The 14,096-nt window shown below is 41.9% G+C and carries 17 protein-coding genes and 2 other annotated features; of the genes, 16 read left to right on the forward strand and 1 reads right to left on the reverse strand.

The window, feature by feature from the left end:
* Nucleotides 1–10: 10 nt before the first annotated feature.
* The 10 genes from ACLNCS_RS07705 (at nucleotide 11) to trpA (ending at nucleotide 10,159) form a co-directional block, all read left to right on the forward strand.
* Entirely contained in the window at nucleotides 11–703 is a 693-nt protein-coding gene (locus ACLNCS_RS07705; RefSeq protein WP_004251491.1) for a sugar transferase, read from the forward strand.
* A gap of 39 nt (nucleotides 704–742) precedes the next feature.
* The gene (locus ACLNCS_RS07710; RefSeq protein ID WP_424848101.1) at nucleotides 743–1,969 is read left to right on the forward strand and encodes a DegT/DnrJ/EryC1/StrS family aminotransferase; all 1,227 of its coding nucleotides are present in this window, start codon (nucleotides 743–745) and stop codon (nucleotides 1,967–1,969) included.
* A gap of 60 nt (nucleotides 1,970–2,029) precedes the next feature.
* Nucleotides 2,030–2,261: a binding site (T-box leader), on the forward strand.
* A 160-nt stretch (nucleotides 2,262–2,421) separates the two neighbouring features.
* Nucleotides 2,422–3,600 (forward strand): tryptophan synthase subunit beta, encoded by a 1,179-nt coding sequence (gene trpB, locus ACLNCS_RS07715; protein ID WP_424848103.1) that lies wholly within the window; start codon nucleotides 2,422–2,424, stop codon nucleotides 3,598–3,600.
* Nucleotides 3,597–3,822 (forward strand) — a binding site (T-box leader). Its footprint overlaps the gene before it by 4 nt.
* Nucleotides 3,823–3,893: 71 nt before the next feature.
* Nucleotides 3,894–5,255, forward strand: coding sequence for an anthranilate synthase component I (gene trpE / locus ACLNCS_RS07720; protein ID WP_424848104.1), 1,362 nt, complete (start codon nucleotides 3,894–3,896; stop codon nucleotides 5,253–5,255).
* Nucleotides 5,252–5,818, forward strand: a complete 567-nt coding sequence (locus tag ACLNCS_RS07725; protein WP_424848106.1) for an aminodeoxychorismate/anthranilate synthase component II — start codon at nucleotides 5,252–5,254, stop codon at nucleotides 5,816–5,818. The genes trpE and ACLNCS_RS07725 overlap by 4 nt, the downstream gene beginning before the upstream one ends.
* A gap of 10 nt (nucleotides 5,819–5,828) precedes the next feature.
* Nucleotides 5,829–6,833: an anthranilate phosphoribosyltransferase gene (trpD, locus tag ACLNCS_RS07730; RefSeq protein ID WP_424848108.1), complete on the forward strand. Its 1,005-nt coding sequence runs from the start codon at nucleotides 5,829–5,831 to the stop codon at nucleotides 6,831–6,833.
* The gene (trpC, locus tag ACLNCS_RS07735; protein WP_424848110.1) at nucleotides 6,830–7,597 is read left to right on the forward strand and encodes an indole-3-glycerol phosphate synthase TrpC; all 768 of its coding nucleotides are present in this window, start codon (nucleotides 6,830–6,832) and stop codon (nucleotides 7,595–7,597) included. Before trpD ends, trpC begins: the two co-directional genes overlap by 4 nt.
* Nucleotides 7,584–8,183: a phosphoribosylanthranilate isomerase gene (locus ACLNCS_RS07740; protein WP_424848112.1), complete on the forward strand. Its 600-nt coding sequence runs from the start codon at nucleotides 7,584–7,586 to the stop codon at nucleotides 8,181–8,183. Before trpC ends, ACLNCS_RS07740 begins: the two co-directional genes overlap by 14 nt.
* Nucleotides 8,161–9,384: a tryptophan synthase subunit beta gene (gene trpB / locus ACLNCS_RS07745; protein WP_424848114.1), complete on the forward strand. Its 1,224-nt coding sequence runs from the start codon at nucleotides 8,161–8,163 to the stop codon at nucleotides 9,382–9,384. The genes ACLNCS_RS07740 and trpB (ACLNCS_RS07745) overlap by 23 nt, the downstream gene beginning before the upstream one ends.
* Nucleotides 9,377–10,159 carry a tryptophan synthase subunit alpha gene (gene trpA, locus ACLNCS_RS07750; protein ID WP_424848116.1) on the forward strand — a complete coding sequence of 261 codons (783 nt, stop codon included), beginning with the start codon at nucleotides 9,377–9,379 and terminating at the stop codon, nucleotides 10,157–10,159. Before trpB (ACLNCS_RS07745) ends, trpA begins: the two co-directional genes overlap by 8 nt.
* On the opposite strand, the gene ACLNCS_RS07755 is transcribed toward trpA, so the two are convergent.
* Nucleotides 10,128–10,790, reverse strand: coding sequence for a prepilin peptidase (locus ACLNCS_RS07755; protein WP_424848118.1), 663 nt, complete (start codon nucleotides 10,788–10,790; stop codon nucleotides 10,128–10,130). The genes trpA and ACLNCS_RS07755 overlap by 32 nt on opposite strands.
* A gap of 70 nt (nucleotides 10,791–10,860) precedes the next feature.
* Here ACLNCS_RS07755 and ACLNCS_RS07760 point away from each other — a divergent pair, with 70 nt between their 5' ends.
* The 6 genes from ACLNCS_RS07760 (at nucleotide 10,861) to ACLNCS_RS07785 (ending at nucleotide 14,022) form a co-directional block, all read left to right on the forward strand.
* Nucleotides 10,861–11,316 (forward strand): GNAT family N-acetyltransferase, encoded by a 456-nt coding sequence (locus tag ACLNCS_RS07760; RefSeq protein ID WP_424848120.1) that lies wholly within the window; start codon nucleotides 10,861–10,863, stop codon nucleotides 11,314–11,316.
* Nucleotides 11,317–11,401: 85 nt separating this feature from the next.
* Complete coding sequence (truA, locus tag ACLNCS_RS07765) at nucleotides 11,402–12,151, forward strand: tRNA pseudouridine(38-40) synthase TruA (RefSeq protein ID WP_424848124.1); 750 nt, start codon at nucleotides 11,402–11,404, stop codon at nucleotides 12,149–12,151.
* Complete coding sequence (locus ACLNCS_RS07770; RefSeq protein ID WP_424848126.1) at nucleotides 12,141–12,914, forward strand: bifunctional hydroxymethylpyrimidine kinase/phosphomethylpyrimidine kinase; 774 nt, start codon at nucleotides 12,141–12,143, stop codon at nucleotides 12,912–12,914. Before truA ends, ACLNCS_RS07770 begins: the two co-directional genes overlap by 11 nt.
* Entirely contained in the window at nucleotides 12,892–13,359 is a 468-nt protein-coding gene (locus ACLNCS_RS07775; RefSeq protein ID WP_195183890.1) for an ECF transporter S component, read from the forward strand. The genes ACLNCS_RS07770 and ACLNCS_RS07775 overlap by 23 nt, the downstream gene beginning before the upstream one ends.
* Nucleotides 13,360–13,420: 61 nt before the next feature.
* On the forward strand, nucleotides 13,421–13,636 hold the full coding sequence (locus ACLNCS_RS07780) for a YqgQ family protein (protein WP_142995341.1): 216 nt from the start codon (nucleotides 13,421–13,423) through the stop codon (nucleotides 13,634–13,636).
* 5 nt (nucleotides 13,637–13,641) lie between these two features.
* Nucleotides 13,642–14,022 carry a rhodanese-like domain-containing protein gene (locus tag ACLNCS_RS07785; protein WP_004251440.1) on the forward strand — a complete coding sequence of 127 codons (381 nt, stop codon included), beginning with the start codon at nucleotides 13,642–13,644 and terminating at the stop codon, nucleotides 14,020–14,022.
* Nucleotides 14,023–14,096 lie beyond the last annotated feature (74 nt).

Raw genomic sequence — 14,096 nt, forward strand, 5'->3', positions numbered from 1 at the left:
GAGAATGTGCATGCTGAAATGGGATGAACTACCTCAAGAAATGCAATTGAGCGAGGTAAAACCATACTACCAGCTTGTGTCTAGAAGAAAAGGCTCACTGATTTTCAAGCGTTGTCTAGATTTGTTTCTAGCCGTAGTCTTGTTAATCTTGACCTCCCCCTTATTTCTGATTCTAAGCATCTGGATCAAGCTAGATAGCAAGGGTCCAGTTATTTACAAGCAAGTGCGGGTAACCCAGTACAACCGTCATTTCAAAATTTGGAAATTCCGGACTATGGTAACCGATGCGGACAAGAAAGGAAGTTTAGTAACTTCTGCAAATGACAGTCGCATCACTAAAGTTGGAAATTTCATTCGACGTGTTCGTTTGGATGAATTGCCGCAATTGGTCAATGTCCTCAAAGGGGAGATGTCTTTTGTAGGAACACGCCCAGAAGTACCACGCTACACAGAGCAGTATAGCCCTGAAATGATGGCTACCTTGCTTTTGCCAGCAGGGATTACATCGCTTGCTAGCATTAACTATAAGGACGAGGATGCCATCATCAGTCAAATGACTGCAAAAGGTATGACAGTTGACCAGGCTTATGTGGAAAGAGTCCTTCCAGAGAAAATGCACTTTAACCTAGCCTACCTACGTGATTTTAATTTCTTCGGAGATATCAAGATCATGTTCCAGACTGTAGTTGAAGTTTTAAAATAAAGTAGTCACAAGAGTGAATACAGTAAAAGGAGTAAATCAATGACAAAGTATAATATTCCATTTTCACCACCCGATATTACCGAAGCTGAAATTGCTGAAGTAGCCGATACCCTTCGTTCTGGTTGGATCACAACAGGTCCAAAGACAAAAGAACTAGAGCGTCGTCTGTCCGTCTATACTCAAACGCCTAAGACAGTCTGCCTCAACTCTGCAACAGCAGCTCTTGAATTGATCTTGCGCGTACTTGAAGTAGGGCCTGGTGACGAAGTCATCGTTCCAGCTATGACCTATACAGCATCATGTAGTGTTATTACTCACGTAGGTGCGACACCAGTTATGGTTGATATCCAAGATGATACCTTTGAAATGGACTATGACAAGCTTGAGCAAGCAATTACTGAGAAGACTAAGGTTATTATTCCAGTTGAACTTGCAGGGATTATCTGTGACTATGACCGTTTGTTCCAAGTTGTAGAAAAGAAACGCGACCTCTTTACAGCGGCTAGCAAGTGGCAAAAGGCCTTTAACCGTATTGTGATTGTCTCTGATAGTGCCCACGCTTTGGGTTCAACCTACAAGGGACAACCAGCCGGTTCAATTGCAGACTTCACATCATTCTCTTTCCACGCGGTTAAGAATTTTACAACTGCTGAGGGAGGAAGTGCGACTTGGAAAGCAAATCCAGCGATTGATGATGAAGAAATGTATAAGGAATTCCAAATCCTATCTCTTCATGGTCAAACCAAAGATGCGCTTGCTAAGATGCAACTGGGTTCTTGGGAATACGATATCGTAACACCAGCCTACAAGTGCAACATGACGGATATTATGGCTTCACTTGGTCTAGTTCAGCTAGATCGTTATCCTGGCTTACTACAACGTCGTAAGGATATCGTGGATCGCTATGACCGTGGATTTGCAGGAACTCGGATTCACCCATTGGCTCATGAGACAGATGCAGTTGAATCTTGTCGTCACCTCTACATCACCCATGTAGATGGAGCAAATCTCGAACAACGCAACCAAATTATTCAAGAATTGGCCAAGGCAGGAATCGCAAGTAATGTTCATTACAAACCGCTTCCGCTTTTGACAGCCTATAAGAATCTTGGTTTCGATATGGCAGATTATCCAAAGGCTTATGCCTTCTTTGTAAACGAAATTACACTGCCACTTCACACGAAATTAACAGATGAAGAAGTAGACTATATCATTGAGACTTTTGTCAGAGTTTCTGAAGAAGTTCTTGCTTCTTCAAAAAACTAATAAAAAAAATTAGAAAAAAATGAATGAAAACGGTTGACAAAGAAAAAGCAATAACATATAATTAACTCAACAAATCAGAAAAGTAATTATTTTAGATCTTCAGGGAGCCTGTGGTTGCTGCGAACAGGTGGTTGAAAATAGTGAAATTGGGCTGATTTGAAAAAATGAATTTGAAACAATGAAAATTCGGTGTGCACACCTTACAGTGCAACTTGTTGTTAGACAAGGCAGAGATGTAAAGGGGATATTCTCTTTACAATTGAGGTGGTACCGCGTTACGAACGCCCTCACATGGAAGTAGATTCCGTGTGTGGGCTTTTTCTATCCGTCATTTTGTTTATCTTTTATTAGGGCGTTAAGTCGCTTTGATGAACTTGAGTTCTATCTACAGCTCCTTGCCTACTACTAAAAGCAAATAAAAAGCCGGATTCATATAGATGGAGGAAAATTTTATGACAACTAAAGGATATTTTGGACAATTTGGTGGTAGTTTTGTACCAGAACCAATTCAGGTTTTACTAGATGAATTGGAAGTGACTTTTGAAAAATACAAGGATGATCCAGAGTTTTTAGCTGAGTTTCGCCATTACTTGAAGGATTATTCAGGTCGTGAAACACCGCTCTATTTTGCTGAAAGTTTGACAGAGCATCTAGGTGGAGCTAAGATTTATCTCAAACGTGAAGATCTGAATCACCTTGGTTCACACAAACTTAACAATGTTTTGGGACAAATTCTTCTTGCTAAACGCATGGGTAAAAAGCGTGTCATTGCTGAGACAGGAGCTGGCCAGCACGGTGTTGCGACTGCGGCTGCTGCAGCTAAGTTTGGTATGGCATGTGATGTCTATATGGGGGCAGAAGATGTGGAGCGTCAACGTCTCAATGTCTTCCGCATGGAGATGATGGGAGCAACTGTTCACGCAGTTGAAACTGGGACTCGTACCCTGAAGGATGCGGTTGATGCAGCCTTTGGAGCATGGATGAATGACCTTGAAGCCTTCTACGTTTTAGGTTCTGCTGTTGGACCTCATCCTTACCCAACGATTGTTCATGAATTCCAGAAAGTTATTAGTGAAGAATCTCGTCGTCAAATCTTGGAAAAAGAAGGACGACTGCCAGACTACGTGATTGCCTGTGTGGGCGGTGGTTCTAATGCCATCGGTGCTTTTTCACAGTATGTAGCTGATGAAGAAGTAAAATTGGTTGGAGTAGAAGCTGCTGGTCACGGTTTAGATACCGACAAACACGCAGCAACAATGACCAAGGGTAGTGTCGGAATTGTCGATGGAATGAAGACTTATGCAGTTTTTAAGGAAGATGGAGAGCTCGCGCCAGTTTACTCTATCTCAGCAGGTTTGGACTATCCAGGGGTTGGTCCAGAACATGCCTTCTTTAAAGACTCTGGTCGAGTAGAATATGTAGCAGCGACAGACGAAGAAGCTGTCCAAGCCTTGCTTTTATTAAGCAAAACAGAAGGAATCATTCCTGCAATTGAAAGCTCACATGCTATCGCTGAAGCAGCCAAACGCGCACCAAAACTAAGTAAAGATGAGATTATCATCATCAATGTCTCTGGTCGTGGAGACAAGGACGTAGCTGCCATTGCAGACTACCTTGAAGCTAAAAAATAAAAGATGGAAAAGATACAGAGATTTCTCTCACAGAGAGCTTGTGGTTGCTGAAAACAAGCAGAGAAAGCTGTAAGGTTGGGTCCATCTGAAATGAGAGAAGAAAACATAATTCTCAAGGGAGTGCCCTTTATCGCACAACCTGTTACAGGAGCTATCTGAGACAGGGATGAGAGATAGGAGAAATCCTATAATTGAGGTGGCACCGCGAATTTCGTCCTCACGCAAGTTATTTTGCGTGGGGATTTTTTGTAGAAGAAACACGGGATTTAAGAAGAACTGAAAGGGAAATTACAATGGAACGAATCATTCATGGAGATGTTTTATCACCAATCTTGTCTTATATGCGTTTGAACGGACAACACAAGGTCATACTTGAAAGTATCCCAAGAGAAAAGGAAAATGCTCGTTTTTCTATCTTGGCCTATAATCCAGTTTTTGAAATTAAGTTCGAAAATGGAGTCCTTTATCAAAATGGCCAAGTGATTGATCGGGATCCCTTGGATTTCCTTTATGAGGTGACTCATAAGAGTCAGCACCATCCAGATCTACCTTTTGGTGGTGGAGCTATTGGCTTTGTTGGCTACGATATGATTTCTCTCTATGAAGAAATTGGCCAGCTCCCTGAGGATACGATTGGGACACCAGATATGCATTTCTTCGTTTATGAGAGTTATATAGTTTTTGACCATAAGAAAGAAAAAATTCATATCATAGAGGATGCTCTCTATAGTGAACGTAGTAATGAAGAACTAGAAGTGGCTTTAGATCAGGTTTTAGAAGAGTTGAAAATCCCTGCTCCAAATGAATTTGAAGATTTGGACGTTTCTTCACTTCAGTTTAGACCACACATTGCACCTCAGAAATTTGAAGAAATGGTAGAAACAGCTCGCGACTTGATTCGCAACGGAGATATGTTCCAATGTGTGCTCAGTCAGCGCTTCTCCGCAGAGGTAACTGGAAATCCTTTTGACTTCTACAGAAATCTCCGAGTGACCAATCCATCAAATTATCTTTACTTTTATGATTTTGGAAATTATCAAATTATCGGTGCCAGTCCAGAGAGCTTGGTTTCCGTCAAGAATGGTATCGTGACAACCAATCCAATTGCAGGTACGCGACCTAGAGGTGCCAATGACGAGGAAGATGCAGCACTTGCAAATGATCTACTTTCTGATGAAAAGGAAACGGCAGAACACCGAATGTTGGTGGACTTGGGACGAAATGATATCGGTAGAATTGCTGAAACAGCAAGCGTCCAAGTAACCAAGTATATGGAAGTCGAACTTTTCCGCTATGTCATGCATTTGACCAGCGTGGTTAAAGGACATTTATTACCAGAACTGACTGCCATGGATGCCTTGAAGGCGACACTTCCGGCAGGAACAGTATCGGGGGCACCAAAGATTCGGGCCATGAAACGCATCTATGAACTAGAAACAGAGAAGCGAGGCGTATACGCAGGAGCTATCGGTTACTTATCAGCAACTGGAGACATGGATTTTGCCATTGCTATTCGAACCATGATTCTTAAAAATAAAAGAGCCTACGTGCAGGCTGGTGCAGGAATTGTTTATGATTCCATCGCTCAGAACGAATACCAAGAAACGATTAACAAAGCTAAATCTATGACAAGAATGGGAGAACTAAGACCATGATCTTATTGATTGACAACTATGATTCATTTACCTATAACCTAGCTCAATATATCGGGAATTTCGCAGAAGTTCAGGTTTTGAGAAATGATGATCCACATCTTTATGAACATGCTGAAAAGGCAGATGGATTAGTTTTCTCTCCTGGCCCAGGTTGGCCAGCTGATGCTGGGAAAATGGAAGAAATGATTCGTGATTTTGCAGGTAAGAAACCTATTCTGGGGATTTGTTTGGGGCACCAAGCCATCGCAGAAGTTTTTGGTGGTAAGTTGGGCTTGGCTCCTAAAGTTATGCACGGTAAACAAAGCCATATTCGATTTGAGACTCCATCAGTTCTCTATCAAGGGATTGAGGACAATCGTCCAGTCATGCGTTACCACAGTATTTTAATTGAAGAGATGCCAAAAGAGTTTGAAGTGACAGCTCGTTCGAAAGATGACCAGGCTATTATGGGGATTCAACACAAAAACTTGCCGATTTATGGCTTGCAGTATCATCCAGAAAGTATTGGAACGCCAGATGGTCTATCTTCTATTCAGAATTTTATCGAGAAAGTTGTAAAATGAGGAACACAAAATGAAAGAAATTATTGAAAAATTAGCAAACTTTAAAGACTTATCAAGTGTTGAAATGACAGATGTGATCGAACGCATCGTGACAGGGCGAGTAACAGAAGCACAAATCGCTTCACTACTGTTAGCCCTCAAGATGAAGGGAGAGACACCTGAAGAAAGAACAGCCCTCGCTCAAGTTATGAGAGGACATGCTCAACACATTCCAACAAATATTCAAGATGCTATGGATAACTGTGGTACAGGTGGAGATAAGTCATTTAGTTTCAACATCTCTACAACTGCAGCTTTTGTCTTGGCAGGTGGAGGAATCCATATGGCTAAACATGGCAATCGTTCTATCTCTTCTAAATCTGGGTCAGCAGATGTCTTGCAAGCTTTGGGAATCAATATTGATCTCAAACCATCACAATTGGGTAAGGTATTTGACCAAACAGGAATCGTCTTTCTCTTTGCCAAAAACATGCACCCAGCTATGAAATACATTATGCCAGCTCGCTTGGAATTGGGAATTCCAACCATCATGAATTTGACAGGACCGCTCATCCATCCAATGGTTTTGGAAACACAGCTTCTAGGAATCAGTCGTCCTGAACTTCTGGAAAGTACTGCTCAGGTTTTGAAAAACATGGGTCGCAAACGTGCCATTGTAGTAGCTGGTCCAGAAGGATTGGATGAAGCTGGTTTGAATGGAACTACCAGCATTGCCCTTCTTGAAAATGGTGAAATTACTTTATCAACCTTTACTCCAGAAGATTTGGGAATGGAACGCATTGCTATTGAAGACATTCGTGGAGGAAATGCTCATGAAAATGCAGCAATTCTTGTCAGTGTTCTTAATAACGAACCAAGTCCATTCTTGGAAACAACAGTCTTAAATGCAGGTCTCGGATTCTATGCCAATGGTAAAGCAGAAAGTATCAAGGACGGAGTTGAATTGGCACGTCAAGTAATTGCCAGTGGTAAGGCCCTTGAAAAACTCAGACTATTACAGGAGTATCAAAGATGAGTCAGGAATTTTTATCACGTATCCTAGAGCAAAAGGCGCGCGAAGTTGAAAAGATGGAGCGAGAGGAGCTTCAATCCTTGCGTCAAACTTATCGGTTGAGTGAATATTTAAAAAATCACCAAGACCGTTTGCAAATCATTGCGGAGGTCAAAAAGGCAAGTCCAAGTCTAGGTGATATCAATCTCGATGTGGATATCGTACAACAGGCCCAGACTTACGAGGCTAACGGCGCGGTTATGATTTCTGTTCTGACAGATGAGGTTTTCTTTAAAGGGCATTTGGATTATTTGCAAGAGATTTCTAGTCAGGTAGAGATTCCGACACTGAATAAGGATTTTATTATCGATGAAAAGCAAATCATCCGTGCTCGCAATGCAGGTGCGACCGTCATCTTGCTCATCGTAGCGGCCTTATCTGAAAAACGACTGAAGGAGCTTTATGACTACGCGACAGAACTGGGTCTAGAAGTTTTGGTGGAAATTCATAATCTTGTTGAACTGGAAGTGGCTCATAGACTTGGAGCTCAAATTATTGGTGTCAACAATCGCAATTTAACAACCTTTGAAGTCGACTTGCAGACAAGCGTAGACTTGGCCAAACACTTTAAGGATGATTGCTTCTACATTTCCGAATCTGCTATTTTTACAGAGGAGGATGCAAAACGAGTAGCACCATACTTTAACGGAATTTTAGTAGGAACAGCCCTCATGCAGGCAGAAAATGTAGCCCAGAGAATCAAGGAGTTGCAGATTGACAAAGGTTAAGATTTGTGGACTATCGACCAAAGAAGCCGTAAAAACAGCTGTGTCAGCTGGAGCAGACTATATCGGTTTTGTCTTTGCTCCTAGCAAAAGACAGGTGACCGTAGAACAAGCCATAGATCTGGCTAAGTTTATTCCTAGGCATATTCAAAAAGTTGGAGTATTTGTTTCACCCAGTCGAGCAGAACTGTTAGAAGCAATTGAAAAGGTTGGCTTGGACTTGATTCAAGTTCACGGTCAGGTGGCGGATGATTTGTTTGAGGATTTGCCTTGTGCCAGCATTCAGGCGGTGCAGGTGGATGGAGATGGTCATGTCCCCAATTCTCGGGCAAACTATCTACTCTTTGATGCCCCTGTAGCAGGGAGTGGTCAGACCTTTGACTGGGGCCAACTGGATACGACTGGACTAGCTCAGCCTTTCTTTATCGCAGGTGGGCTTAATGAAGACAATGTAGAAGAAGCTATTCAACACTTTACTCCCTATGCAGTAGATGTATCAAGCGGAGTGGAGACAGATGGACAAAAAGATCATGAAAAGATTAGAAGATTTATAGAGAGGGTTAAGCATGGCATATCAAGAACCAAATAAAGATGGATTTTACGGAAAATTCGGTGGACGATTTGTCCCAGAAACATTGATGACAGCAGTTTTGGAGTTGGAGAAGGCCTATCGTGAAAGTCAGGCAGATCCAAGTTTTCAAGAAGAGTTAAACCAACTTTTGCGCCAGTATGTAGGTCGTGAAACTCCCCTTTACTACGCAAAAAACTTGACCCAACATATCGGCGGAGCCAAGATTTACCTCAAACGTGAAGACCTTAACCATACAGGTGCCCACAAGATTAACAATGCCTTGGGACAAGTTTTGCTTGCCAAACGCATGGGTAAAAAGAAAATTATCGCTGAAACAGGAGCCGGTCAGCACGGTGTGGCAACTGCAACTGCTGCAGCCCTCTTTAACATGGAATGTACCATCTACATGGGTGAAGAGGATATTAAACGTCAAGCCCTCAATGTTTTCCGCATGGAGCTTTTAGGAGCTAAGGTAGAGGCTGTGACAGATGGTTCGCGCGTGCTCAAGGATGCAGTCAATGCAGCCCTTCGTTCTTGGGTTGCAAATATCGATGATACCCACTATATCCTAGGTTCTGCCTTGGGGCCCCATCCTTTCCCAGAAATTGTTCGTGATTTCCAGAGTGTTATCGGTCGAGAAGCCAAACAACAGTACCGTGAATTGACAGGTCGAGATTTACCAGATGCCCTAGTAGCCTGTGTTGGTGGTGGTTCGAATGCCATCGGGCTCTTCCATCCATTTGTGGAAGATGAGACAGTAGCTATGTATGGTGCTGAAGCAGCAGGACTCGGTGTGGATACAGAGCACCACGCTGCTACCTTGACCAAGGGTCGTCCAGGTGTTCTTCACGGTTCGCTTATGGATGTGCTCCAAGATGCCCATGGTCAAATCTTAGAAGCTTTCTCAATCTCAGCAGGTTTGGACTATCCTGGTATCGGTCCAGAACATTCTCATTACCACGATATCAAACGCGCGACCTATGTACCAGTGACAGACGAGGAAGCCTTGGAAGGATTCCAACTCTTGTCTCGTGTAGAAGGAATTATCCCAGCTTTGGAATCTAGCCATGCCATCGCCTTTGCGGTGAAATTAGCCAAAGAACTTGGACCAGATAAGTCTATGATTGTCTGTCTATCAGGTCGTGGAGACAAGGATGTGGTTCAAGTTAAAGACCGCTTGGAAGCAGAAGTAGCAAAGAAGGGAGAAGCTCATGTATAAGACACTAACAGAAAAGTTGAACGCTATAAAAGCGACTGGAAAAGGAATTTTTGTTCCCTATATCATGGCTGGAGACCATGAAAAAGGTTTGGATGGACTTGCTGAAACAATCCACTTTTTAGAAGATTTGGGAGTGTCTGCTATTGAAGTGGGAGTTCCTTTCTCAGACCCAGTTGCAGATGGTCCAGTTATCGAAGAAGCAGGCTTGCGCAGTCTAGCTAGTGGTACTTCTACACAGGCTCTAGTTGAAACTTTGAAGACTATTGAAACAGAAGTTCCACTTGTTATCATGACCTACTTTAACCCCCTCTTTCAGTACGGTGTGGAGAAATTTGTCAGAAATCTTGCTGATACAGCGGTCAAGGGATTGATTATTCCAGACCTGCCTCATGAGCACGCTAACTTTGTAGAGCCCTTTTTGGTGAATACAGACATTGCTTTGATTCCACTTGTCAGCTTGACGACAGGAATGGAGCGTCAAAAAGAACTCATTGAAGGGGCTGAAGGTTTTGTCTATGCTGTTGCTATTAACGGGGTGACAGGGAAAGCAGGTAATTACCGAGATGACTTGGACAAATACTTGGCTCAACTGCATCAAGTGGCAGATATTCCAGTCTTGACAGGATTTGGTGTATCCACACAGGCTGATGTAGAACGCTTTAATTCAGTATCAGATGGCGTTATCGTCGGTTCCAAGATTGTTAAGGCTCTACATGAAGGACAAGTAGCGGAAATCGCTGACTTTATCCGAGAAGCAGTAGCTTACCAAAAATAATCATACAAGCAGCAAGCAAGAGGAAGGGCACAAAAGGAAGTCTTTCCTTTTTCTTTAGTAGGAGAAAGGCTAGAATGCCAGTTGTGGAAGAAAATTGAATTAAAATCAGCATTTCAGTTAGGCTAAAAATAAGTCCACAAGAGGCCAGAAAGAGAAAATCACCTGCACCTATGCGGATATCGATAAAGTGAGCCAAAATTCCCAAGATAAGAAAGAAAATCATAACTAGATTCCAACCACAGGAAACCATGAGAATTAGGTGAAAGGTCAGCCAGACGAGCAAGGGATATTCCTGATGACGAAAGTCGTAGATGCCCAAAGTCAAGCCGGCAGTTATCAAGATAACTTGCCCCAAAGTTAGAAATCCCCAAGAAAAAGTTAAAAAGAGAAGCCCCAATCCAAACTCAAAGAAAGCATACCAGACAGGATAGCTTGACTTGCAATAGCGGCAACGAAAACGATTGAAGATTTGAGAAAGAATAGGAATCAAATCCAGTGGTCTCAAACGAGTCTGACAAGAATCACAGTGACTAGTAGGGGAGACGATGGATTGTTCAGGGAAGCGATCAATGACTAAGCCTAGAAAGGAAGCAAGAATAGCTCCAACAAGAAAAAAGTAAAGGTGAATCATACTTATTAATTCGGAAAAAATAAGAGAAAGAGTATAATAGTTGGATAAAGGAGAAATTTTAGGAGCAAATATGAAAATTCACTTTGAAAAAGGACTTCAGATAGAAAATGCCCAACTCATTTGTCGCTGGTCTAATGCTTTGGGAGAAAGTTTTCAGAAGCAATGGATGGGACCAATGATTCCTTTTCCCTTGACAATTCAAGTCTTGCAAGATTTGGAAGGAATTTTTTCAATATTTGATGGACAAGAGTTTGTGGGGCTTATCCAGAAAATCAGGCTAGAAGACAGGAATCTTCATATCGGGAGATTCTTTATCAATCCTCAGAAACAGGGGCAGGGATTAGGTAGCCAGGCTTTAAGGAAATTTGTTAGTTTGGCCTTTGAAAATGAAGACATAGATACTATTTCTCTAAATGTCTACGAGGCAAATCAAACAGCTTACAATCTTTACCAAAAAGAAGGATTTGAAATCGTTCAAGTGGTTGAAGTACCTGTACGAAAATATATAATGAGAAAATCGAGGTAAGGACTAGTTGATATCTAAAACTGCACCCGTACAATTTTTGGTTTTCAAACTTGTTGCAGAGAAATTTTCTTGATAAAATAGATACATGACTAGATATAAAGCAATCATTTCCTATGATGGCTACGCCTTTGCTGGTTTTCAGCGGCAACCACACGCGCGTAGTGTCCAAGAGGAAATTGAAAAAACTTTAACCAAATTAAATAAAGGGCAGGCCATTACCATCCATGGTGCAGGGCGAACGGATAGTGGTGTTCATGCGCTAGGGCAGGTTATCCACTTTGATCTTCCCTATCAGATGGATGAGGAGAAGCTTCGCTTTGCTCTCGATACTCAAAGTCCTGAAGACATCGATGTCATTTCGATTGAGGTAGTGGCTGATGATTTTCATTGCCGTTATGCCAAGCATAGCAAAACCTATGAGTTTATCGTGGATAGAGGACGTCCTAAAAATCCTATGAGACGTCATTATGCCACCCACTATCCCTACCCACTAGATGTGGAACGCATGCAAAAGGCTGTGAAGAAATTAGAAGGAACCCATGATTTCACCGGATTTACTGCTGCCGGAACCAGTGTGGAGGACAAGGTAAGAACGATTATGGAAGCCAGTCTTAGGGTTGACGAGACCGGTCAATTTTTGACCTTTACCTTCTCAGGCAATGGTTTCCTCTATAAGCAGATTCGAAATATGGTTGGGACCTTGCTGAAAATTGGCAACAATCGGATGCCCATTGAACAGATTGACCTTATCTTGGAGAAAAAAGACAGACAGTTGGCAGGTCCAACTGCAGCACCCAATGGTTTGTATTTGAAGGAGATTCGTTATGAAGAATAATCGTATTTTAGCACTTTCAGGAAATGATATTTTTAGTGGTGGTGGACTAGCTGCTGACCTTGCGACCTATACTTTGAATGGTTTACATGGTTTTGTGGCTATGACCTGCTTAACTGCTTTGACAGAAAATGGTTTTGAGGTCTTACCAACAGATGAGACTATTTTCCAACAACAGCTGGATAGCCTCAAGAGCGTAGACTTTGGAGGGATTAAGGTTGGTCTCTTACCGACTGTTGGTGTTGCTGAAAAAGCCCTTAACTTTATCAAGGAACGCACAGGAGTTCCAGTGGTATTGGATCCAGTTCTCGTTTGTAAGGAAACGCATGATGTTGCTGTCAGCGAGCTTTGTCAAGAGTTGATTCGCTTTTTCCCTTATGTGACTGTCATTACACCCAATCTACCTGAGGCAGAATTGCTAGCAGGCCAAAAGATTGAAACCTTGGATGATATGAAGGCTGCAGCGCAGAAATTACATGACTTGGGTGCGCCAGCAGTGATTATTAAGGGTGGAAATCGTCTCAGTCAAGATAAGGCATTAGATGTATTTTATGATGGAAAGAACTTTACAGTTTTGGAAAATCCTGTTATTGAAGGACAAAATGCTGGTGCTGGTTGTACCTTTGCCTCAAGCATTGCTAGTCAGTTAGTCAAGGGAGAGGAGCTATTACTAGCAATCGAAAGTTCCAAAGCCTTTGTTTACCGTGCCATTGCACAAGCAGATCAATATGGAGTAAGACAGTATGAAGCAAACCAAAACAAGTAAAATCGCCCTATTATCAATACTGACTGCCCTATCGGTAGTTTTAGGTTATATTGTCAAAATCCCAACCCAAACAGGAATCTTAACTCTTTTAGATGCTGGTATCTTTTTCACTGCTTTTTATTATGGAAAACGAGAAGGAGCTATTGTGGGAGGTCTAGGAGGTTTCATTATTGACCTGATTTCAGGCTATCCTCATTGGATGTTCTTCAGCTTGCTTTTCCATGGTTTGCAGGGTTACTTTGCAGGTTTTAAAGGAAAATGGAAGTGGCTTGGATTAGTTTTAGCAACTTTTCTCATGGTAGCTGGATATGCATGTGCAACTTCTTGGATGAAAGGTTGGGGTGTAGCTCTGACAGATATTCCTCACAATTTGTTGCAGAATTTTGTTGGAATGATTGTTGGGTATCTTCTCTATCAGAGTATTAAGAAAATTAGTAAGCAGTAAAAAGAGCAATCCTCCAAGGGAACTATTGAAAAAACTCTGATTTTTTGCTAAAATAAAAGCTATGAAAACACTCTACGATGTGCAACAATTTCTCAAACAGTTCGGCATTCTTGTCTATATGGGGAAACGTCTTTATGACATTGAATTAATGAAGATTGAACTATCTCGAATCTATGATGCTGGTTTGATGGATAAGCTGGATTATCTAGAAGCGGAGGCTGTTCTTCGCAGAGAGCACAAACTAGAATTAGACTATTTAGAAAAAAATGGAGATTAGATATTATGGTAACTTGGGTATTATGGGGACTTGTAGTGGCGATGTTGGCATGGATGGGATATAACTATCTTCGTATTCGCCGTGCAGCAAAAATTGTAGACAATGCAGAGTTTGAATCTTTGATTCGTACTGGTCAGCTAATTGACTTGCGTGAGCCAGCTGACTTCCACAGAAAACATATCCTCGGAGCTCGTAATATTCCTTCAAATCAATTGAAGACAAGTCTTGCAGCTCTTCGCAAGGATAAACCTGTCCTTCTATATGAAAACCAACGTGCGCAACGTGTAACCAATGCAGCGCTTTTCTTGAAAAAACAAGGTTTCTCAGAAATTTATATCCTTTCTTACGGATTGGATTCTTGGACAGGGAAGGTCAAGACCAGCTAATCTTATGTAAAAAGCTGTCGAATGATAGGATGGAGCTATTATTTTATAGTATAATTAATTTGTATTAAATTTTA

The sequence above is a fragment of the Streptococcus sp. CL9.43 genome (assembly GCF_049737935.1).
Taxonomy (GTDB): domain Bacteria; phylum Bacillota; class Bacilli; order Lactobacillales; family Streptococcaceae; genus Streptococcus; species Streptococcus infantis_I.

Coding starts and splice junctions, on each gene's coding strand:
- ACLNCS_RS07705 (WP_004251491.1), top strand. CDS start 11: ATGCTGAAATGGGATGAACTACCTCAAGAAATGCAATTGAGCGAGGTA.
- ACLNCS_RS07710 (WP_424848101.1), top strand. CDS start 743: ATGACAAAGTATAATATTCCATTTTCACCACCCGATATTACCGAAGCT.
- trpB (WP_424848103.1), top strand. CDS start 2,422: ATGACAACTAAAGGATATTTTGGACAATTTGGTGGTAGTTTTGTACCA.
- trpE (WP_424848104.1), top strand. CDS start 3,894: ATGGAACGAATCATTCATGGAGATGTTTTATCACCAATCTTGTCTTAT.
- ACLNCS_RS07725 (WP_424848106.1), top strand. CDS start 5,252: ATGATCTTATTGATTGACAACTATGATTCATTTACCTATAACCTAGCT.
- trpD (WP_424848108.1), top strand. CDS start 5,829: ATGAAAGAAATTATTGAAAAATTAGCAAACTTTAAAGACTTATCAAGT.
- trpC (WP_424848110.1), top strand. CDS start 6,830: ATGAGTCAGGAATTTTTATCACGTATCCTAGAGCAAAAGGCGCGCGAA.
- trpB (WP_424848114.1), top strand. CDS start 8,161: ATGGCATATCAAGAACCAAATAAAGATGGATTTTACGGAAAATTCGGT.
- trpA (WP_424848116.1), top strand. CDS start 9,377: ATGTATAAGACACTAACAGAAAAGTTGAACGCTATAAAAGCGACTGGA.
- ACLNCS_RS07755 (WP_424848118.1), bottom strand. CDS start 10,790: ATGATTCACCTTTACTTTTTTCTTGTTGGAGCTATTCTTGCTTCCTTT.
- ACLNCS_RS07760 (WP_424848120.1), top strand. CDS start 10,861: ATGAAAATTCACTTTGAAAAAGGACTTCAGATAGAAAATGCCCAACTC.
- truA (WP_424848124.1), top strand. CDS start 11,402: ATGACTAGATATAAAGCAATCATTTCCTATGATGGCTACGCCTTTGCT.
- ACLNCS_RS07770 (WP_424848126.1), top strand. CDS start 12,141: ATGAAGAATAATCGTATTTTAGCACTTTCAGGAAATGATATTTTTAGT.
- ACLNCS_RS07775 (WP_195183890.1), top strand. CDS start 12,892: ATGAAGCAAACCAAAACAAGTAAAATCGCCCTATTATCAATACTGACT.
- ACLNCS_RS07780 (WP_142995341.1), top strand. CDS start 13,421: ATGAAAACACTCTACGATGTGCAACAATTTCTCAAACAGTTCGGCATT.
- ACLNCS_RS07785 (WP_004251440.1), top strand. CDS start 13,642: ATGGTAACTTGGGTATTATGGGGACTTGTAGTGGCGATGTTGGCATGG.